We start from the raw sequence: 20,429 nt of genomic DNA on the forward strand, positions 1-20,429 counted from the left end.
CACGCCTATATAAAGGAACCACCATGCAGAATGGACGCGCAGGACGCCTGCACCCCGCCGTCGGCACTGCTCGCCGCCACCTCGCCGCCGCCCTTGAAAAGCTCCTCGGCGCTGGAAGCATCAAAGCTACCGGGCGCTCCCGCACCGCCTCCACCGCGGATGCCGCCGACCTGCCCCTGCTCCTGGTCGCCTGCAGCGGCGGCCCCGACTCCCTCGCGCTGGCAGCCATTGCCGCGCACTTCACACGCCGCAGCGACGTACGCGTAGGCGCCATCATCGTCGACCACGGCCTACAAGAAGACTCCGCCGCGGTCGCCGCGCAGACCGCGCAGACCCTCACCGACCTGGGGCTTCACCCCGTCATCACCGAAAAAGTGCAGGTTCCCGTCGGGAACATGGGCCCCGAAATGGCGGCGCGCACCGCCCGCTACACCGCCTTCACGAAAGCTGTTGAAGCCACCGGCGCCCGCGCCGTACTGCTCGGCCACACCCTCGACGACCAGGCAGAAACCGTGCTGCTCGGCCTAAGCCGCGGCTCCGGCACACGCTCCCTTGCCGGTATGCCTCCCGTGCGCGTCGAAGGGGGCGTCACCTACCTGCGTCCCTTCCTTGGCCTGCGCCGCACCGACATACTCGACATCTGCGATGCCGAAACCCTCACCCCCTGGACCGACCCGACCAACACCGACGAAACCCTCATGCGTGCCCGCATCCGCCACAGCGTGCTGCCCTACCTGGAGGAGCACCTCGGCGGGGACGTCGCCCGCTCCCTGGCGCGCACCGCCTCCGTAGCTGGCCCCGACGCCGAATACCTCGACGAGCAGGCGCAGGCTGCCTACGAGCAGGCGCTCCTGCCCGCCGGAACCGCCGTGCGCGGCATCGAACGTGAGGACGCCGTGCTACTGGACCGTGCGCAGGTGGCGGCGCTGCACCCGGCGCTTCGATTGCGTGTGCTTGCGACCGCCTGTAAGACCGCCGGGGGAGAGAACCCCGGCTTCGAGCGACTGCAGGCGCTGGACTCTTTCACCGCCGGATACGCGGTAGCTGGGCCCGTTCAGATGCCCGGTCACGTGAGCGCGTACCGTCGCCGCAAAATTGTGCATCCGGCAACCGGTGAACGCCTGGACGTGCTCGTATTAGTGCCAACTCGACCCTAACTAGGTGCCCAGCTAGATGCCCGCGGAGCATCCTCAGCACACACTATCTGCATGGTGAGGTGCGCCGCGGCGCCGTTTTAAGCCATACTTAAGGCGAACACCATCCACATTGTCCGCTGTGGGAAGGCATGAAACCCCCGCACCCGGGGCCCCCCGGCGGAGGCGCAGAGCGTCTAAAAGAATACGAAGGAATACATCGTGCAGGCTATCGACGTGCAGGACGATATCAAGAACGTTCTCTTCAGCAAGGAAGAGATTAATGCGAAGGTCGCCGAACTGGCGGCGCGCATCGACGAGGACTACGCCGGTAAGGACGTGCTGTTGGTGGGTGTTCTCAAGGGCGCCATCATGATTATGGCTGACCTTTCCCGCGCTCTCAAGGGCCACTACACCATGGACTGGATGGCTGTTTCCTCGTACGGTTCCGGCACCAAGTCCTCCGGCGTTGTGCGTATCCTCAAGGACCTGGACACCGACCTGGTGGGCCGCAACGTCCTAATCGTTGAAGACATCATTGACTCCGGCCTGACCCTCGCATGGCTGCAGCAGAACCTGATTTCTCGCGGCGCAGCTTCCGTTGAGATTTGCACCCTGCTGCGCAAGCCCAAGGTCGTCAAGGCTGACGTTGAGGTCAAGTACGTCGGCTGGGACATCGAGCCTGAGTTCGTTGTTGGTTACGGCCTGGACTTCGCTGAGAAGTACCGCAACCTGGACTGCGTCGCAACCCTGCACCCGCACGTTTACTCCTAAGCCTTCGCCTCAGCAACCATGCTGTAGGTGGTTACGCCCCGCCTCCTCACGCTTGTGGGGGAGCGGGGCGTTGCTGTACCCGGAGGTGGATGTACCCGACGCAGAAGATGCACTTTCACCCCCGCCGAGTGCTACAACCCTTTAGCCCGCAGGTGAAATAGAGAAGCCCGGTACCTAGCCGCCCGCCGGGGTAGGGTACATTTAAGGTTGCACCGTTGGGTGTTCCGGCAGGCATGCCGCACCCCAACGGGTCACAGCCGCAACGTAAGGACAAAGCATTGGCGCAAACCCCCAATACTCCGCAGAAAGGCTCGGAGGGCTTCCTGAAGAAGCTGATTAACGGCCCCTGGTTCTGGCCGGGTGCAGCTCTCGTAATCATGCTGGCTTTCCTCATGGCCTCCTTCTTCACCCAGCCCTCGCGTCAGGTGGACACCAACGTGGGTCTTCAGCTGCTCAACGACCACCAGGTCAAGAGCGCAAAGATCTACGACGGCGACCAGCGCGTCGAGCTGCAGCTTAAGGACGACTACAAGAAGGGCAACGACAACTACGGTAAGTCGGTGCGCTTCTACTACGTGCAGCCCCGCGGCGACGAAGTTGCTAAGGCAATGGAATCCGCCGAGCTGGAAAGCTACACGGACCAGCCGGTTGAGCACAGCTTCCTGGGCTCCTTGGTGTCCCTGCTCCTGCCGATTCTGCTCTTTGGTGTGCTCTTCTGGTTCCTGATGGGACGAGTCGGAGGCGGTTCCTCTGTCATGAGCTTCTCCAAGTCCCGCGCGAAGAAATTCACCAAGGACAAGCCGGAAGTCCGTTTCAGCGACGTCGCTGGCGTGGACGAGGCGCTCGCCGAACTGGAAGAAGTCCGCGAGTTCCTGGCTGAACCCGAAAAGTTCACCCGCCTGGGTGCAAAGATCCCCAAGGGCGTTCTGCTGTACGGCCCTCCCGGCACCGGTAAAACCCTGCTCGCCAAGGCTGTGGCGGGCGAGGCTGGCGTGCCGTTCTACTCGATTTCTGGCTCTGACTTCGTTGAAATGTTCGTGGGTGTGGGTGCGTCCCGCGTGCGCGACCTGTTCAAGGAAGCGAAGAGCGACCCCGCCGCCATCGTCTTCGTCGACGAGATTGACGCTGTTGGCCGCCGCCGCGGCGTCGGCATGGGCGGCGGTAATGACGAGCGTGAGCAGACTCTGAACCAGCTGCTGGTTGAGATGGACGGCTTCGACGGCAACTCGAACGTCATCGTCATTGCGGCAACGAACCGACCCGACGTTCTGGACCCGGCACTGCTGCGTCCCGGCCGTTTTGACCGTCAGATTGGTGTGGACGCCCCCGACATGCAGGGCCGCGAACACATCCTGCGCGTTCACGCCGCAGGCAAGCCGATCGCTAACACCGTTGACCTGGCTCAGGTTGCTAAGCGCACCCCCGGCTTTACCGGTGCTGACCTGGCGAACGTCATGAACGAGGCGGCTCTGCTGACCGCCCGCGATAACGGCAACGTGATTGACGACCGCGCTATCGACGAGGCAATCGACCGCGTCATGGCTGGTCCGCAGCGTTCCTCGCGCATCATGAACGAGCACGAGCGTAAGGTCACCGCATACCACGAGGGCGGTCACGCCCTGGTCGCGGCGGCACTGCGTAACTCCGCGCCGGTCACCAAGATTACGATTCTTCCGCGCGGTCGCGCCCTGGGTTACACCATGGTCATGCCGCAGGACGACAAGTACTCCACGACCCGCCACGAACTGCTCGACCAGATGGCATACGCGATGGGTGGCCGCGCGGCTGAGGAAATCGTCTTCCACGACCCGTCCACCGGTGCGTCTAACGACATTCAGAAGGCAACCGACACCGCCCGCAAGATGGTCACCGACTACGGCATGAGCGCCGTGATTGGTTCCGTGAAGCTCGGCGGCGAAGACACCGAACCGTTCCTCGGTGGCGGCGGCGCTTCGGCACGCAACTACTCCGACGCGACCGCGGCAAAGGTTGACGCTGAGATCCGCGCCCTGCTGGAGCAGGCACACGATGAGGCATTCCAGATTCTGCTGGAAAACCGCGATATTCTGGACCGCCTGGCGTTCGCCCTGCTGGAGAAGGAAACCCTGCTCGAGAACGAGATTGCCGAAATCTTCAAGGATGTTCGCAAGCGCCCCGAGCGTGAGCACTGGTACTCCAAGCCGACCCGCGAGCGTACCGACATCCCGCCGGTGAAGGCACCGAGCGAGCTGGCGAAGGAAGCCGAAAAGTCTGAGGAAGCACCTGCCGAGGCGCCGACTGTTCCGGTGGCACCTACGCAGCCGTTGCCGCCTCAGGCGCCCCTCACCAACCCGGACGCCGACCCGACCGTCGCAATGCCCACCCAGCAGTACCCGAACTACCCCGCCCCTCCGGCGCAGCGCCCGGAGAACGGCACCCCGAACCAGAATGGAGCAGAGAATGAGCGAGGCTAAGAACGCCGTCGACCAGCCGCGTATTGAGGCTGCCGTCCGCGAGATTCTGCTCGCGATCGGTGAGGACCCGGACCGTGACGGCCTGCAGCAGACCCCTGCACGTGTGGCGCGTGCCTACGCGGAGTTCTTCTCGGGCCTGCACCAGGACGCCGGCGAGATTCTGGGTACGACCTTCGACATCGCCCACTCTGAGATGGTGCTGGTGAAGGACATTCCCTTCTACTCGACCTGTGAGCACCACCTGGTGCCGTTCCACGGTGTGGCGCATGTGGGTTACATTCCGGGCCCGGACGGTAAGGTGACCGGCCTGAGCAAGCTCGCCCGTGTGGTGGATCTGTACGCTCGCCGCCCGCAGGTGCAGGAGCGTCTGACCACGCAGGTGGTGGAGGCTCTGGAGGAGCACCTGAACCCGCGCGGCGCGATTGTGGTGATTGAAGCTGAGCACATGTGCATGTCGATGCGCGGTGTGCGTAAGCCGGGCGCGAAGACCGTGACCAGCGCGGTGCGCGGTGCACTCATGAACGGCGCAACCCGTGCGGAGGCGATGAGCCTGATCTTCTCGCAGCGCTAAGCATTCGGGACGATTACATAGCTATACGACAGGGGGCAGGATTCTAAGGAATCCTGCCCCCTGCGCTGTACCCCTGCACTGTGTAGCGGCATTTGTTGGGTCGTATGACGAGTGCCCTTGCGTGAAGAGCATTAGTGATTGTAAAGTTGTTACTACTAGAACCGGCACCACTGCCTGATGAATGATTGAGAATTCTGAAGGAGTACAGGACCGGTCTTCTTTTTTATCTTCAGTAGATTCGGGTCTTGTTACGGTGCGGGAAGTTAAAGAATTTAAAAGCTACGGTGAGCAACTAGCCATACTCGAAGGGCGAGGGATGGCGATAGAAAATCGTGAAGAAGCGATTGAATCCCTCGCCAAGGTTAATTACTACCGTCTTAGCGGATATTGGCATGCCCTACGCCAGACTGAGCGTGATGCCTCTGGAGAGACTACCCCGGTTGACCAGTTTAGAGAAGGGGTACGTTTTGACGACGTTGTAGCTCTTTATGAGTACGACCGGCGTTTGCGTTCTATTGCACTTCCGCATTTATCCCAGCTTGAAGTGTACCTACGAGCTAGGCTGGGGTATTTACTGGGAGAGATTGACCCGCTAATTCACGAGAAGGAAAATCTACTAGATGTAGCTCCTGCAAGGAGAGAAATCTGGAATAAGTTTGTTCGGATTTGTGGTGACTCTCTTCAGCGTTCTAAGGAAGATTTCGCTGTACATCACATAGAACAATACGATGGTAAAGTCCCTGTATGGGTGCTGGTAGAGGTTCTAGATTTGGGAGCCTTACAGACTCTATATATGATTTCTCCGCGACGAGTTCGCCGTCAGATAGCGCAGGATATGAACTGTACCGATCCGCAGCTTGGAAGCTGGATACGTTCGTTGAGAGGGATTCGGAATATCTGCGCACATCAGGCACGACTGTATAACAGGGTGCATTCCAAAGTTCTTCTACCGAGGGCAACATCCGGTAGAAGAGTTGAGAGCCCTGAAATCCGTGAGGTTATTGACCTGTTCGGGGTTCCTCAACGTGAAGAGAACCATAAAATGCGTAAGACTTTCGGAATGCTCACTCTCCTCAAATATCTGATGGATCAGGGTGGAGTTGGGGATACGGAATCTTTGACGCAGATCCTGAAGGAACGTCCTGATATTTCCGTTCCTGGGGTTGATGTATCGCGGGCTATGGGTATACCCCAAGGTTGGGAAGAAACCCGTTTGTGGAGCTAAAATCTTCACAGCTTATGGACACGCTGAAAGGGGCGGAGGTGAAAACCTCCGCCCCCTTTTCGCATCGCCAAAGTGCTCTGAGAATGTGTTCTGAGCCAGTACCTTCCGCGGCCGTGGCGGCGCCGATCATGCCGCACCGCAGAAGCTAGAAGAGCCCCGCCGCTAACGCTGCAAGCTACCCTTCGCCTCGCTCGGATTATCCCAACCCAGGGCAAGAGTCACGATCAAGCCCACGGCAATGAAACCGCAACCGGTCGCGGTGCCGAAAGCAATCCAACGCACGGCAGGAACACCTTCAGCGAGCACAATAGTCACCAGCGCGGCAAGAGCTACCAGGGAGAGAATCCAAGCTCCAGTCTTCATATTCACAATGAGTCACTTCCTAGAGTATGTATGTGTGGGTGCGCGCCGCCGACCGGGAACGCGCCCGGCACGGTATGCGTGCCCTCCCAGCATACCTTTAAATAAGTATCTGTAATGCAAGTATTGCATGCCGTGTCCCCAGAATCGACCCTACAGCTGCCCCAACCCCCGCCCCAATCACTGCGGCAAATATGGGAGCACCGCAGATTCGGTACGATAAACCCATGACTGAATCCACACACACCACCCGTGTAGCCCCCCTGCCCTGCGACGCGCTCGCCGCCGAACGCACCCTCGTGATGGGCATCCTCAACGTCACCCCCGACTCCTTCAGCGACGGCGGCCAGCACTACGCCGCCACCGACGCCATCGCCCGCGCCGCCCGCATGATCGCTGAGGGCGCTTCCATTATCGACATTGGCGGTGAGTCCACCCGCCCCGGTGCCGTGCGCATCAGCGTGGAGGAGGAGCAGCGCCGCATCCTGCCTGTCATCGAGGCAGTCGCGCAGATGGGCACCACCATCAGCGTTGACACCATGAACCCGCAGACCGCCCGCGCCGCCATTGCCGCCGGTGCGCACATTATCAACGATGTGTCCGGTCTGAACGTGAGCGATGAAATGATTGAAACCGCCGCTGAACTGCAGGTGCCGTACATCCTCATGCACGCCCGCGGCACCTCCCAGACCATGAACAGCCTGGCGGAGTACCCGCGCGGCGTGGTCACCGAGGTTGTGGAGGAGCTGACCGGCCTGCGTGAGCGTTTCCTCGCCGCCGGTGTGCTGCCGCAGAACCTGATTCTTGACCCGGGTCTGGGCTTCGCGAAGGGCGGCATGCAGGATTGGGAGCTGCTCGCCGCCATTGACGAGCTACAGGGTCTGGGGCACCGCCTGCTCATTGCCGGTTCCCGCAAGCGTTTTATCGCCAACGCCCTGACTGCGGCGGATATGGCGCTGGCTGAGCGCCTGAACGCGAGCGGTTTCACCGCAACCGATGCGGGTGAGGCTGAACGCGAACTGTGGCAGTCGCTGTCGGAGCCGCGCCCGGCTCAGCATCGTGCGGCAGCCTCTGCGGCGGTGACCGCCCTGGTGGCGGCGCGCGGCGTGTGGGCGGTGCGCGTGCATGACGTGCCCGCCAGCGTGGATGCGGTGACGGTCGCCTCCGCGTTGCGATCTGTCAGCTAGAACCACCAACTACCCGAATATCCTCTAGGAGCCCCCAATGACCCAGGCAGATTACGCCCGCCACGACCGCATCACCCTCACCGGCATCACCGCCAAGGGCTACCACGGCGTGCTCGACTTTGAGAAGCGCGACGGCCAGCCCTTCGTCGTGGACGCGACCCTGTACAGCGATTTTTCCGCCGCAGCCGCCACGGATGACCTGACGAAGACCACGAACTACGCGCTCGTGGTTGACCTGATTCACCGCCACGTGACGAACGGTTCCCTGGACCTGATTGAGACCCTTGCGGTGAACATTGCCGAGGGTATCCTTGCGATGTTTGAGCTTGTGGAGGCGGTGGAGATTACCCTATCGAAGCCGCAGGCGCCGATTGAGCTGCCGTTCGGTAACGTTGCGGTGAGCGTGTTCCGTGAGCGTGCCGCGGAGCGTACCGCTGAGGGCGGCCGCTAGTGGCGGGCACCCAGAAAACCGATACGCAGAAGCCCAACACCCTGAAACACCGCGCGGTGTTGGCGTTGGGCTCGAACCTGGGTGAAAGCGAAGACACCCTGGAGCGTGCCGTCGCCGACCTGGTGGCGGGCGGCGTGCAGCTGGTGCGCGCCTCCGGGTTGTACCGTACCGCCCCGGTGGGTGGCCCGGCGGGTCAGCCGGATTTTGTGAACGCGGTCATTGAGGTGGCCACTGACCTGGGCGCCTACGAGCTGCTGAAACTGTGTAATGCGGTGGAGGCGGCACATCACCGTGAGCGCCTGGTGCGTTGGGGACCGCGCACCCTCGATATTGACGTGATTGACTATGACGGCGTGATCTCTGAGGATCCGGTGCTGACTTTGCCGCATCCGCGGGCGCAGGAGCGTGCTTTTGTGCTGGTGCCGTGGGCGCAGATGGACCCGCAGGCGTACCTGACGGTGACCCGGCGTGCGGAGCCTTCGGGGGAGCGGCCGGATGAGGTTCCTGCGCCGCTGAGCCGCGAGGTCGTGAACGTTGCGGAGCTGTCCCGCACGCTGGTTGGGGCGGATGAAGACGCTATTAGCTATATGCGTGAGATGCAGGTACCTGATCAGCCTTAAATGTGGCACTCTGGAAGGTAGAGGAACCTACCGAAAGGAAACACCATGAAGCCCCTGAGTTATCGGGCGATTATTGTGGCGGCTGTGTGCGGTGCCGCTGCCGCTCTTATGGTGAATTCCGTGATGATTGGCGCCGGTTTTGGTGAGCTGAATTTTTCGTGGATGCTCGGCGCGGTGTGCCTGCTGGTTGCGGCGGGCGCCGTGTGGCTGGGTGTGCAGGTGGCTCGTTATCGTCGTATTCAGACGCGTGAGAAGGTACCCCATATGGGCCCGATTCTTGCGGCGCGTGCGGTGGCGTATGCGCAGGGTTCCATCATGACCGGTGCCCTGTTGACGGGCTGGTGCGCTGCGATTCTTGGCTACCATGTGGCGATGGTGTCTGTGCGCGGTTTTTCGGTGGTCTTTTGGGAGGTTCTTGTTAATTGTGTGGGCAGTGTTGCCCTGCTGATTGCTGGCCTGTGGGCTCAGCATTGTTGTCGTATTCCGCCGGAGGATGATGAGGATGCGGCCTCCTCTTCCGGTGCTGTAAAGCCGCGAGAGGGAGGAACCTATGTCGGCTCCTAACCAGAATAGTTATTCGCCGAATGGCCAGTACGGGCAGGATGCCCAGCAGGGTCAGTATGGTCAGAGCCAGCCTGTTCAGCAGAACCAGTACGGGCAGTACCAGCAGGCGGCTTACGGTCAGCCTGGTGCCCCGTCTGGACAGCAAGCACAGTACGGTCAGCAGGTTCCGCCCGCTGCCGCGTACCCGAACGCGCCTCAGCAGGTTCCCGCGCAGTCGGTAAGCTCCCAGCCGGTTCCCGCGCAACCCGTGCCGGAGCCGCAGTGGGTGCCCGCCGCCTCCGGCTACCTGACGGTTCGTTTTGTTCACACTATTTCTGCCTTGGCGCTCCCGATTCTTGCGGGTGTTGCCGTGTATTGTGCGGGCGCGTTCTTCGGCGGCCCGGAGGCGCTACGCATCGTCGGCCTGGTGGTGGTCGCGGTGTTTGGTCTGTGGGGTCTGTGGTGGATTCTGACCACTCCGCGCCGTACTCGCGCGCTCGGCTACGCGCTGGAGTCGAATCACCTGATGGCTCGCCGCGGTATCGTGTTCCGTTCGATGAGCTCCATGCCGTACGGTCGCATCCAGTATGTTGATGTGGATTCGGGTCCGCTGGAGCGCATGTGCGGTGTTGCCCGCCTGACGGTGCGCACCGCGGGTACGACCACCGGCACGATGGTGCTGTTCGGTATTCCGCTGAACGTGGCGGAGGAGCTGCGTGCGGATTTGGTGCGCCGCGCCGATGAGCGAATGGCGGCACTCTAATGAGTACCCCGGTTCCGCCCAACCCCGCGCCGCAGGCACCGCAGCCTCCTGCCTCCCAGACGCCGCAGGAGCAGAAGTGGTGGCGTGCCGATATCCGCACGTTCATCATGAACCTCTGGTTCATTATTCTGTTGGCGTTTGGTTTCTTCCAGAGTATTATCCTGAATATTTTGACCACCCCGCCGAACGAGTGGGGCGCGCGCCTGACGCAGGTATTCGACGAGAACAACAGCTACTTCAGCGCAACGTACTCGCAGCTTATCGGCTTCGCCGTGCTTGTGCTGATTCTGGTTGGCGGCTCGATTGACTGGTGGTTTACCCGCTATAGCCTGGACGATTTGGCGATTCACCGTCGTAGCGGTTTTCTGTTCAAGAAGAACCGCACGATCCGTCTGGAGAGTGTGCAGAGCGTGGACATTTCGCGTCCTCTGGTGGCGCGTCTGCTGGGTCTGTCGGAGCTTCGTTTTGAGGTGGCTGACGGCTCTTCGGAGGCGCTGCACATCAAGTACGTTTCTGCCCGCAAGGCGGAGGTTCTGCGCCGCACCGCGATGGCGAGTATTAACCTGCTGCGTTCGGAGGCGGCTGGCCGCCCGGTCGACGTGCTGCCCGATAGCATGCAGATTTCGGCGGAGCGCATGCCGGATGCGGATCAGCTGCACCAGCCGTTCGAGGCATCTTACGAGGCGCCCTATGGTGTGCCCGCACAGAACAGCACCCAGCAGGTAGCGCCTCAGCAGGGTGCCCAGCAGCTCGCACCCGAGCAGTCTGCACCTCAGCAACCCGCACCCCAGCAACCCGTCGCATCCCGCCGCGGCGCTCGCATGCCGATGCCGGTCGCGGCCGACCCCTCGCAGCCGCCGATTTTCCGCATCTCGAATGTGCGTCTGATTGCCTCCATCATGCTGGAGCACCTGGTGTGGCTGGTGCCCGCCGTGGCCCTCATGGTCGGTGCCGCGGTCATTGCCGCAATCATGGCCGGCGAGAGCCCGTTCCTCATTTTCATGGCGATGCTGCCCGGTATGTTCGCGCCCATGGTTGGTTACGTGGTTGCCCTCTGGACACGTTTTGACGGTGCCGCGAACTTCAAAATCACCCCCAGCGGTCAGGGCGGCGTGACCCTGCGTTACGGTTTCACCGGCACGCACACCCAGAACGTGATGGTTGAGCGTATTCAGGCACTCGCCGTGGAGCAGTCCATTCTGTGGCGTGCGTTTGGCTGGTACCGCATCAAGATGACCATTGCCGGTATTGGTATTGAGAAGAACGACAACCAGAAGCTGGTGACCCGCAACGTTGCCCTGCCGGTCGGCAACAAACAGGAGACGCTGATGGTGTTGCGTCTGCTGTTGCCCGCCCTGGATGAGGGGCAGGCGCAGGTGCTGCTGGATACCGCCGATGGTTCGCTGAAGAGTCAGAAGCCGCAGGTTCCGGCAATGATTGTGACGCCCTCTTCGGCGCGCTGGATGGATCTGCTCACCTGGAAGCGTAACGGCGTGACCACGGTCGGTTACACCGCCGGTTCGGTGCAGGCGAGCACCCGCATTGATTCTGATGCGGCACGTTCGAGCGTTGGTGAGCATACGCGAGGTGACCTGCTACTGATTCGTGGCGGCTACTTTATCCGCACGCTGTCGATTGTGCCGGTCAGCCGTGTGCTGAGCGTGAGCAGGGGCCAGGGCCCGCTGCAGCGTGCCTTCGGATGCGCGAGTGTGCATTTCGGTACGGTGCCCGGCCCGGTGCGCACGCTCATGATGCACTTGCCGCCGCGTGTCTGCGAGGACCTGGTGTGGTTGATGACGGTTCGGCTGGAGGGTATTGAGCCCTACTACCGCGTACCGGAACCCGCGCTGGGTTCTGCGTCCGATGCGAACGGGTACGGTGCGTGCTAACCCGCCGGGTTAGCGGGCAGCAAAACTACAGAACGCGCCCTGCCGTCAGTGTTCTTCGTGACACCGGCGGCAGGGTCGGCGTGAAAGGGAGAATATACTTAAAGCCGTGATACAGCATTCAAAACCTGCGCGTTTAGGCATTGGAATTATTTCAGCCGGGAGGGTCGGATCCGTCCTCGGTGCGGCTTTGCGCGCCTGTGAGCACACTATTGTGGGTGTTCACGCGGTGTCTGAGGCTTCTCAGGAGCGCGCCGCGATGCTGCTTCCCGATGTGCCGTTGCTACCGGTGGAGCAGATTGCTGAGCGTAGCGAATTGCTGATTCTTGCGGTTCCCGATGACGAGCTGCCGGGCCTCATCACCTACCTGGCGTCCTCGGGAAGTATTACCGCCGGTCAGATTCTGGTGCACACCTCCGGCCGTCACGGCACCGAGGTTCTCGCACCGGCGACCGCGCTGGGCGCTATCGGTTTGGCGATTCACCCCGCCATGACGTTTACCGGCATGTCCGTGGACCTGCAGCGCCTGAACGGCACCTGCTTCGCAGTGACCGGGCCTGCACCGTTCATCCCGATTGCTCAGGCACTCGTGGTGGAGATGGGCGGCGAACCCGTGCACGTTGCCGAGGCCGACCGAGCGCTCTACCACGCCGCTTTAGCGCACGCCGCGAACCACCTCGTGACCATCCTGGGTCAGTCCCAGCAGATGCTCGCCTCCATCGGTATTGAGGACCCGGCACGCTACATGGGGCCGCTCGTGCGAGCCGCCGTGGACAATGCGCTCGCCAGCGGTGAGGGTGCTCTCACCGGGCCCGTGGCACGTGGAGACGCCGGCACCGTGAAGGCTCACCTTCAGGCTCTGAATGAGTACTCAGAGCATGAGAAAACAGGTGATATTACAGACTCTTACGCCGCTCTGGCACACGCAACCGCAAAAAGAGCGCATAATAGAGGTTTGTTAAACGATGAACAACTGGGACGAATTGAGAATCTGCTGGGTGAGTCTTCGGACCGCAACCACCCCGGCGATATTGATGATTCAGCCCCCGAAAACAAGGAGTTCTCGTCATGACTGAGACTTCGATGCCCCGAGTCGTGACCACCATTGCGGATTTCCGCACGGCAATCACCGAATCCCTTGCCGCAGCGCAGGAAGAACTGGACCGGACAGCCCGCCAGGAGGCGGAGCAGAACGGCACCGCAGTTCAGTACACGAACGCATCCCTGGGCTACGTGCCCACCATGGGCGCCCTGCACGACGGCCACGCAACCCTGTTGCGTCGCGCCACTGAACAGAATGATGTAGTGGTCGCCTCCATTTTTGTGAACCCGCTGCAGTTTGGCCCCGGCGAGGATTACGAAGCATACCCGCGCACCCTGGAGGCAGACGCTGCCCTGGCTGGTGCCGCCGGCGTGAGCATCATCTTCGCACCTTCTGTGGAGGAAATGTATCCCGATGGTGATCCGCTCATCCGCATTTCGAGCGGCGAGCTGGGCACCAAGTTTGAGGGTGCGACCCGTCCGGGCCACTTTGATGGCGTGCTGGCCGTGGTCAATAAGTTCTTCAACATTATTCGCCCCGCAGCCGGTAACCACCCGGTGAACGCGTACTTCGGTCAGAAGGACGCTCAGCAGTACATCCTGATTCAGCGTATGGTGCACGATTTCAACCACGACGTGACCATGCGCCCTGTGGCGATTGTTCGCGACGATAACGGTCTGGCGCTGTCTTCGCGTAATGGCTACCTGTCGGATGAGGAGCGCGAGTCTGCCCTGGTACTGTCCCGCACCCTGGCGATGCTGCGTGAGAATTCGCTGAACCGTGGCTTCCACGAGATTGATTTGGACGGTGCGCGTGAGCGTATCAACTCCACTCCGGGTGTACGCCTTGACTACCTGGAACTGGTCGACCCGATGACTTTTGGTGAGCCGACTGAGGAGTCGGAGCGAGTGCTGGCACTGGTTGCTGCGTTCGTTGGCCCGACCCGCCTGATTGACAACATGGACCTGCGCTAAGCGTTCGTTCGTTTAGAAGAGTCCCCAACACACTACACAGATAGGTATCACTGTGAGCACTGAGCACACTGCCGCACCGGCGATTGCTGATATGTCTGAGCAGATGCAGATTCGCCTGGAAAAGCGTGCGAAGCTAATCGAGTCGGGTCGCGAGGCATACCCGGTGGGTCTGCTGGATTCTGAGGGTAACCGCGTGGAGCCCAACCACATTGAGGATTTGCGCGCCGAGTACGACCCGAAGCTGGAGTCCGGCGAGCTGAAGGCAGGCGACGAGACCGAGCGTGTGGTGCACGTGGGTGGCCGCGTGGTGTTCGTCCGTAACACCGGTAAGCTGTGCTTCGCGACCCTGCAGGGTGGCACCGAGGGTAAGCGCATCCAGGCGATGCTTTCGCTGGCTGAGGTGGGCGAGGAGTCCCTGGCGGAGTGGAAGTCCCTGGTTGACCTGGGTGACCACGTGTTCGTGACCGGCCGCGTGATTGTTTCTCGCCGTGGCGAGCTGTCCATTATGGTGACCGATTGGAAGATGGCGTCGAAGGCTCTTCGCCCCATGCCGGTTCTGCATAAGGACCTGAACGAGGAAACCCGCGTTCGCCAGCGTTACCTGGACCTGATGGTTCGCGAGGAGGCTCGCGAGCTGGTGAAGAAGCGCGCCCTGATTACCCGCACTGTCCGCCGCGTGCTGGAGGATCACGGCTACATTGAGGTTGAGACCCCCGTTCTGCAGCTGGTGCACGGTGGCGCGACTGCTCGCCCGTTCCGCACCCACCTGAACGCTTTTGATCAGCCGATGACCATGCGTATTGCGACCGAGCTGCCGCTCAAGCGCGCAGTGGTGGGCGGTATTGAGCGCGTGTACGAGATTGGCCGCGTGTTCCGTAACGAGGGTGTGGATTCGACCCACAGCCCCGAGTTCACCACCCTGGAGTGCTACGAGGCGTATGCCGACCAGTTCGTGATGGCTGAGCGCATGAAGGAGATTATCCAGAGCTGCGCAAAGGCTGTCGGTACTGAGCGTATTGAGACTGAGAACGGCACCATCGACCTGTTCGGTGAGTGGAAGTGGGTTGGCGTGTACCCGGGCCTGTCTGAGGCTGTGGGCGTTGAGATCACCCCCGAGACTGACGCTTCGGTTCTGCGTGAGATCGCTGAAAAGCACGAGGTTGACATCGACCCGAAGTGGGACGCTGAGAAGCTGGTGACCGAGCTCTTCGGTGAGATTGTTGAGCCGACCCTGGTGAACCCGACCTTCGTGTACGATTACCCGCCGAGCGCTCAGCCGCTGGCGCGTCCGCACCGTTCCGGTGAGCCGCTGATTGAGGCGTGGGACCTGATTATTGGCGGTATGGAGCGCGGTACCGCGTTCTCCGAGCTGATTGACCCGGTTATTCAGCGTGAGCGCCTGACCGCTCAGTCGCTGCTTGCTGCTGCCGGTGATGACGAGGCGATGGAGCTGGATGAGGACTTCCTGCGCGCCCTGGAGCACGGTGCACCCCCGATGGGTGGCATCGGTCTGGGTATTGACCGCCTGATCATGCTGCTGGCGGGCGACCAGGATCCGGAGCGTCCGGGTACCGTGGTGCGTCAGCCCGGTATTCGTGAGACCATTCTCTTCCCCCTGATGAAGCCGGAAGCCTAAGCTTTAGCTTCACCTCGAGGGTTGCTTATACTTCGCCTTGAGAGGCGATAATGCGGCGGGTGCCGCGGATACGGTTGTATCTGCAGCACCCGCCGTTTTTGCGTGCACTCTTTTGCACGGTGTATAGCGTGTGGTGTGGGCTTGGATTGGTATTTGCACAGGTCAGGGGCGTTTTTCGGTGCTTTTTTGCTCTATTCGGGTGCTGATTTATGCTGCTCTATTCGTTCTGGCGGGTGTTTCTGTTCTTGTACACAAATGTGTTGTGCAGAAAAGAATGAGGTGCTGGGATAGGGGTAGAATTTCGCTTTTGAATAGAGCTGAAATGCTATGGTGCGAATGGTCTATTGTGCAGACTCGTACGGGCGCTATATTTCACTCAGATTGTCGGGGACGCCGGGGCGCATTATTAGGTGTCTTTGTCTCTGGGGGCTGTGTCTGCTGTCTGGAAGAATCCAAAGTATTTGCACTCTGAACTTCGCTTTAATGTTCTTGTGGCGGATGCAGATTTAACGGGGATGCACAGAAGCGATATATCGCTGCGGGTGATTGGTGCATTGTTTCAATGCTCAGAATATTTTCGGAATTTTTAATATAGTTCTGTTACTATATGAAAGAAAATTAGTACATAAATATATCCGGCACATTATTTTCTCAATCCCGATAGAGGCTTTTGGGTTTACTCCACAGGATATATGCAACAGATGAGGAGGTGCCTCAATGGCACAGAAGGTTCGCATCATCCTTGAAGACGATCTCGATGGCGGCCCCGCAGACGAAACTATCCGTTTTGGCCTGGACGGCGCTCACTACGAAATCGATCTGTCCTCCGCAAACGCAGCTCGCCTGCGTGACGCTATCCGCCCCTTCGTAGCGAAGTCCCGCCGCGTGCAGGGTGCCGCTACCCAGCGCACCCGTGCTCCCCGTGGCACCGCTGCTCCGGTTAAGCGCAACCCCGAGACCGCAGCAATCCGCGAGTGGGCTAAGGCTAACGGCCACAAGGTTTCTGACCGCGGTCGTATCCACCAGGACATTCAGGACGCATACTACGCAGCAATGAAGGCTCAGGACTAAAGGTTCTAAGTTATTGCGTGTAACCGGAGGTGCTGGTTCTTTAGGACTATAAACCTCCGGGTGCTCAAGGCGGGCGGTGTTATCACCGCCCGCCTTTTGTTGTGCCCCCTTATGCGTTGTGTGTTTTGTGTATCTAATGGGGCGTGTTTTGTGCCTAATTCCAATTAACTATTTACATGTAAAATATATAGGGTTGGTTGATGGTGCAATCTGTGCAATACCGAGAAGGGTATTGGTTGGCCGAAGGGGCATAGTTTACATTCGGATTCTGTGTTCGTTTACTGTGTTCGTTTAGATTGCATGCATCGGCAGGAAGGCTAAAGGTGTTGTTGCATTAATCTCTTCGGTGCGGTTGTTATGCGCCGTTGTTGTGCGCCGAGATATTCCCTCTGTAAGAGGTGTGGAGCGCACCCTGAATAGAGTCGAAAATAATAAGCGCCCTACCTATGTGTCGACGTGGGGATTTCCTCTGATGTCGAGATGATTATCGGATGGAATTCTGACGCAGATTGCCTGAGGATTATGCGGAAATATATACCGGAAATGGTGCCGTATGTATTTTTGCGAATTATTGAAATTTCTCACTTAAACATATAAATTTTTAAAAATTTCTGCAATATATTCACGCGCGTGCAGAAAACATGCGGTTTGGGTGTTGGTCTGTGTGGCTTCTTTTGGGTTCTTCTCTTCCGTAAACCCGTGTATCGGCACTGTAGACCCTCGGAACCCACTTGTAGCACCTTCCCGCGGTACATCCGACGGTAATATGCGCACACTCTGCACAGACTGCCTCCGTAAAAACAGCCAGCCCCGGCAAAAACAGGTAGCACCGACCGGGCGGCACCCGTCCATCTTCAGGGTAGGCTCACCTGCGTGAGCTAGACCCCTCAAAACCGCCCCCGAACCCCGCCAGAAGCCCCGAAGCCGCGCCTAAACCGCCCCTAGAACGCCCCGAACAGCTCATCTGTTCTCTTGATGGCGAACAGACGCCCATCAGCCCGCCCTTTCAGCCGCGCTCAACGTACTCTTGTATCAATAGGAAAATGCAAGGAGTGCGTAAATGTTTGAACGCTTTACCGATCGAGCTCGGCGCGTTGTGGTGCTTGCCCAGGAAGAGGCACGCATGCTCAACCACAACTACATCGGTACCGAACACCTTCTGCTCGGTCTGATTCACGAGGGCGAAGGCATCGGTGCCCGCGCCCTGGAATCATTGGGCGTTACCCTGAACGCAGTACGTGAACAGGTTCAGGACATCGTCGGCCCCGGCCCCCAGGCGCCTAACGGTCACATCCCCTTCACCCCGCGCGCGAAGAAGGTTCTCGAACTGTCCATGCGCGAGGCTATTCAGCTGAACCACGGCTACATCGGCACCGAACACATCCTGCTGGGCATGGTTCGTGCAAACGAGGGCGTGGCAAACCAGGTGCTGGTCAAGCTGGGCGCTGAGCCCGCTGCCGTGCGCCAGGCCGTTATGGACCTGATTTCTGGCTACCCCGGCAACAACTCCGGCGATAAGGAAACCGCTGGCGTGGGCGCGGGTAACTCTCGCGAAGGCACTCCCGCGGGTTCGACCATCCTGGATCAGTTCGGCCGCAACCTCACCGCAGCAGCACGTGAGGGCGAGCTGGACCCGGTCATCGGCCGCCACAAGGAGATGGAACGCGTCATGCAGGTCCTCTCCCGCCGTACCAAGAACAACCCCGTGCTGATTGGTGAGCCCGGCGTCGGTAAGACCGCCGTCGTGGAGGGCCTGGCACAGGCTATCGTTCACGGTGACGTCCCTGAGACCCTCAAGGACAAGCACCTGTACACCCTGGACCTGGGCTCCCTGGTCGCAGGTTCGCGCTACCGCGGTGACTTTGAAGAGCGCCTGAAGAAGGTTCTGAAGGAAATTCGCTCCCGCGGCGACATCATCCTGTTCATTGACGAGATTCACACCCTCGTCGGTGCAGGTGCCGCAGAGGGCGCGATTGACGCCGCCTCCATCCTCAAGCCCATGCTGGCTCGAGGCGAACTGCAGACCATCGGTGCAACTACCCTGGACGAGTACCGTAAGCACATTGAGAAGGACGCCGCCCTGGAGCGCCGCTTCCAGCCGATTCAGGTTGAGGAGCCCTCTCAGGAGCTTGCCGTTCAGATCCTCAAGGGTGTGCGCGATAAGTACGAGGCGCACCACCGCGTCACCATTACCGACGAGGCTATCGAGACTGCCGTGAACCTTGCGGCACGCTACATCTCTGACCGCTTCCTGCCGGATAAGGCTGTCGACCTGATTGACGAGGCGGGCGCACGCCTGCGCATCAAGCGCATGACCGCTCCCCCGGAAATCAAGCTGCTCGACGAGAAGGCCGCCAAGCTGCGCCAGCAGAAGGAAGACGCCATCAACTCCCAGGATTACGAGAAGGCCGCAGGCCTGCGTGATCAGGAGCAGAAGGTTCTGGCTGAGAAGGAAGAAGCTGAGAAGGCATGGCGCGAAGGCGGCGACGCATTCGGCACCGTGACCCCCGAGGTTATTTCTGAGGTTCTGGCCGCTTCCACCGGTGTTCCCGTCTACAAGATCACCGAGGAAGAGTCCAGCCGCCTGCTGACCATGGAGCAGGAGCTCCACAAGCGCGTTATCGGTCAGGAGCACGCTATCGCGGCGCTGTCCCGCGCTATCCGCCGTACCCGCGCAGGTCTGAAGGACCCGCGCCGCCCGGGTGGTTCGTTCATCTTCGCCGGCCCGACCGGTGTGGGTAAGACCGAGCTTGCCAAGGCTCTGGCGGAGTTCCTGTTTGGCGATGAGGATTCGCTCATCACCCTGGATATGTCCGAGTACCAGGAGAAGCACACCGTCTCCCGTCTGTTCGGTGCGCCTCCCGGCTACGTTGGCTACGATGAGGGCGGCCAGCTGACCGAGAAGGTCCGCCGCAAGCCCTTCTCCGTGGTCCTGTTCGACGAGGTTGAGAAGGCTCATGCCGACCTGTTCAACTCGCTGCTGCAGATCCTGGAAGACGGTCGCCTGACCGACTCGCAGGGTCGCGTGGTGGACTTCAAGAACACCGTCATCATCATGACCACCAACCTGGGTTCGCGTGACGTGAACCGCCGCATCCCGGTTGGTTTCCAGGCGATGGATGACACCGCAGCCGACTATGAGCGTATGCAGGCACGCGTGATGGAGAACCTCAAGGAGCACTTCCGCCCCGAGTTCCTGAACCGTGTGGACGACATCATTGTCTTCCCGCAGCTCTCCGAGTCTGAGATTCTGCAGATTGTGGATCTGTTCGTGGGTCGCCTGGCTAAGCGCCTGGCGGAGCAGGATATGTCCATTGAGCTGACCAACGCTGCGAAGGTCCTCATGGCGGCTAAGGGTTACGACCCGTCCATGGGTGCTCGTCCGCTGCGCCGCGAGATGCAGCGCAACATTGAGGACGCCCTGTCCGAGAAGATCCTCTTCGGCGACATCAAGCCCGGTGAGAAGATCACCGTGGACGTTGAGGGCGAGGGCGACTCCGCGAAGTTCGTCTTCTCTTCTCAGCCGATGAAGGAGCTGGCTCTGGACTCGGTGCAGGAGCTGAACGAGGATGCCGCAGAGGCTCCCGCAGCTGAGGCACCTGCTGCTGAAGGTCAGGGCAACGACTAAGCTCTGGAATAAGTCCTAGGTAGCTAGGCTTAGCGCACTAAACGCCTGAGGGGCGGTACCGGAATTATTCGGTACCGCCCCTCAGGCATTTCTATTATAAGCCCCAGGAGCC

The 20,429-nt window shown here is 60.4% G+C and carries 17 protein-coding genes; 16 read left to right on the plus strand and 1 reads right to left on the minus strand.

Annotated elements, in window-relative coordinates:
• The first annotated feature begins 23 nt into the window (after positions 1 to 23).
• From tilS to HMPREF2712_RS03235, 5 genes are all read left to right on the plus strand, one after another.
• Positions 24 to 1,157: a tRNA lysidine(34) synthetase TilS gene (gene tilS / locus HMPREF2712_RS03215; protein WP_070630061.1), complete on the plus strand. Its 1,134-nt coding sequence runs from the start codon at positions 24 to 26 to the stop codon at positions 1,155 to 1,157.
• Positions 1,158 to 1,355: 198 nt separating this feature from the next.
• Entirely contained in the window at positions 1,356 to 1,907 is a 552-nt protein-coding gene (gene hpt / locus HMPREF2712_RS03220) for a hypoxanthine phosphoribosyltransferase (protein WP_005504342.1), read from the plus strand.
• Positions 1,908 to 2,185: 278 nt separating this feature from the next.
• Entirely contained in the window at positions 2,186 to 4,360 is a 2,175-nt protein-coding gene (ftsH, locus tag HMPREF2712_RS03225) for an ATP-dependent zinc metalloprotease FtsH (RefSeq protein WP_070819245.1), read from the plus strand.
• A complete protein-coding gene (gene folE / locus HMPREF2712_RS03230; RefSeq protein ID WP_005507626.1) occupies positions 4,347 to 4,931 on the plus strand; it encodes a GTP cyclohydrolase I FolE in 585 nt (194 codons plus the stop codon). Before ftsH ends, folE begins: the two co-directional genes overlap by 14 nt.
• A 181-nt stretch (positions 4,932 to 5,112) precedes the next feature.
• On the plus strand, positions 5,113 to 6,156 hold the full coding sequence (locus HMPREF2712_RS03235) for an Abi family protein (protein ID WP_083323938.1): 1,044 nt from the start codon (positions 5,113 to 5,115) through the stop codon (positions 6,154 to 6,156).
• Between the two features lie 162 nt (positions 6,157 to 6,318).
• Here the strand turns inward: HMPREF2712_RS03235 and HMPREF2712_RS03240 are convergent, their stop codons facing one another.
• The gene (locus HMPREF2712_RS03240) at positions 6,319 to 6,525 is read right to left on the minus strand and encodes a hypothetical protein (RefSeq protein WP_070616019.1); all 207 of its coding nucleotides are present in this window, start codon (positions 6,523 to 6,525) and stop codon (positions 6,319 to 6,321) included.
• A 218-nt stretch (positions 6,526 to 6,743) separates the two neighbouring features.
• Here HMPREF2712_RS03240 and folP point away from each other — a divergent pair, with 218 nt between their 5' ends.
• The 11 genes from folP to HMPREF2712_RS03295 all read left to right on the plus strand — a co-directional run bounded on the left by folP (position 6,744) and on the right by HMPREF2712_RS03295 (position 20,317).
• Complete coding sequence (folP, locus tag HMPREF2712_RS03245) at positions 6,744 to 7,703, plus strand: dihydropteroate synthase (RefSeq protein WP_005507621.1); 960 nt, start codon at positions 6,744 to 6,746, stop codon at positions 7,701 to 7,703.
• A 37-nt stretch (positions 7,704 to 7,740) separates the two neighbouring features.
• Entirely contained in the window at positions 7,741 to 8,154 is a 414-nt protein-coding gene (folB, locus tag HMPREF2712_RS03250; protein ID WP_070819246.1) for a dihydroneopterin aldolase, read from the plus strand.
• Positions 8,154 to 8,774 carry a 2-amino-4-hydroxy-6-hydroxymethyldihydropteridine diphosphokinase gene (gene folK / locus HMPREF2712_RS03255; protein WP_070819247.1) on the plus strand — a complete coding sequence of 207 codons (621 nt, stop codon included), beginning with the start codon at positions 8,154 to 8,156 and terminating at the stop codon, positions 8,772 to 8,774. Before folB ends, folK begins: the two co-directional genes overlap by 1 nt.
• 45 nt (positions 8,775 to 8,819) lie before the next feature.
• Positions 8,820 to 9,338: a DUF3180 domain-containing protein gene (locus HMPREF2712_RS03260; protein ID WP_005507616.1), complete on the plus strand. Its 519-nt coding sequence runs from the start codon at positions 8,820 to 8,822 to the stop codon at positions 9,336 to 9,338.
• A complete protein-coding gene (locus HMPREF2712_RS03265; RefSeq protein ID WP_070819248.1) occupies positions 9,325 to 10,080 on the plus strand; it encodes a PH domain-containing protein in 756 nt (251 codons plus the stop codon). The genes HMPREF2712_RS03260 and HMPREF2712_RS03265 overlap by 14 nt, the downstream gene beginning before the upstream one ends.
• Positions 10,080 to 11,969, plus strand: coding sequence for a PH domain-containing protein (locus tag HMPREF2712_RS03270; protein WP_070819249.1), 1,890 nt, complete (start codon positions 10,080 to 10,082; stop codon positions 11,967 to 11,969). Before HMPREF2712_RS03265 ends, HMPREF2712_RS03270 begins: the two co-directional genes overlap by 1 nt.
• A gap of 106 nt (positions 11,970 to 12,075) precedes the next feature.
• Positions 12,076 to 13,038, plus strand: coding sequence for a Rossmann-like and DUF2520 domain-containing protein (locus HMPREF2712_RS03275; RefSeq protein WP_070630058.1), 963 nt, complete (start codon positions 12,076 to 12,078; stop codon positions 13,036 to 13,038).
• Positions 13,035 to 13,982 (plus strand): pantoate--beta-alanine ligase, encoded by a 948-nt coding sequence (gene panC / locus HMPREF2712_RS03280; protein WP_070819250.1) that lies wholly within the window; start codon positions 13,035 to 13,037, stop codon positions 13,980 to 13,982. The genes HMPREF2712_RS03275 and panC overlap by 4 nt, the downstream gene beginning before the upstream one ends.
• Positions 13,983 to 14,034: 52 nt before the next feature.
• A complete protein-coding gene (gene lysS, locus HMPREF2712_RS03285) occupies positions 14,035 to 15,618 on the plus strand; it encodes a lysine--tRNA ligase (protein ID WP_083311357.1) in 1,584 nt (527 codons plus the stop codon).
• A 717-nt stretch (positions 15,619 to 16,335) separates the two neighbouring features.
• Positions 16,336 to 16,689 carry a histone-like nucleoid-structuring protein Lsr2 gene (locus HMPREF2712_RS03290; protein ID WP_070616037.1) on the plus strand — a complete coding sequence of 118 codons (354 nt, stop codon included), beginning with the start codon at positions 16,336 to 16,338 and terminating at the stop codon, positions 16,687 to 16,689.
• A gap of 1,060 nt (positions 16,690 to 17,749) precedes the next feature.
• On the plus strand, positions 17,750 to 20,317 hold the full coding sequence (locus HMPREF2712_RS03295; RefSeq protein WP_070593062.1) for an ATP-dependent Clp protease ATP-binding subunit: 2,568 nt from the start codon (positions 17,750 to 17,752) through the stop codon (positions 20,315 to 20,317).
• The last annotated feature ends 112 nt before the right edge of the window (positions 20,318 to 20,429 follow it).

It is taken from the genome of Rothia sp. HMSC064F07 (assembly GCF_001837265.1).
Taxonomy (GTDB): Bacteria; Actinomycetota; Actinomycetes; order Actinomycetales; family Micrococcaceae; genus Rothia; species Rothia mucilaginosa.

Bases quoted from the DNA above. Each gene is read 5' to 3' on its own strand.
- tilS (WP_070630061.1), top strand. From the start codon at position 24: ATGCAGAATGGACGCGCAGGACGCCTGCACCCCGCCGTCGGCACTGCT.
- folE (WP_005507626.1), top strand. From the start codon at position 4,347: ATGAGCGAGGCTAAGAACGCCGTCGACCAGCCGCGTATTGAGGCTGCC.
- HMPREF2712_RS03235 (WP_083323938.1), top strand. From the start codon at position 5,113: ATGATTGAGAATTCTGAAGGAGTACAGGACCGGTCTTCTTTTTTATCT.
- folP (WP_005507621.1), top strand. From the start codon at position 6,744: ATGACTGAATCCACACACACCACCCGTGTAGCCCCCCTGCCCTGCGAC.
- folB (WP_070819246.1), top strand. From the start codon at position 7,741: ATGACCCAGGCAGATTACGCCCGCCACGACCGCATCACCCTCACCGGC.
- HMPREF2712_RS03260 (WP_005507616.1), top strand. From the start codon at position 8,820: ATGAAGCCCCTGAGTTATCGGGCGATTATTGTGGCGGCTGTGTGCGGT.
- HMPREF2712_RS03265 (WP_070819248.1), top strand. From the start codon at position 9,325: ATGTCGGCTCCTAACCAGAATAGTTATTCGCCGAATGGCCAGTACGGG.
- HMPREF2712_RS03270 (WP_070819249.1), top strand. From the start codon at position 10,080: ATGAGTACCCCGGTTCCGCCCAACCCCGCGCCGCAGGCACCGCAGCCT.
- panC (WP_070819250.1), top strand. From the start codon at position 13,035: ATGACTGAGACTTCGATGCCCCGAGTCGTGACCACCATTGCGGATTTC.
- HMPREF2712_RS03290 (WP_070616037.1), top strand. From the start codon at position 16,336: ATGGCACAGAAGGTTCGCATCATCCTTGAAGACGATCTCGATGGCGGC.
- HMPREF2712_RS03295 (WP_070593062.1), top strand. From the start codon at position 17,750: ATGTTTGAACGCTTTACCGATCGAGCTCGGCGCGTTGTGGTGCTTGCC.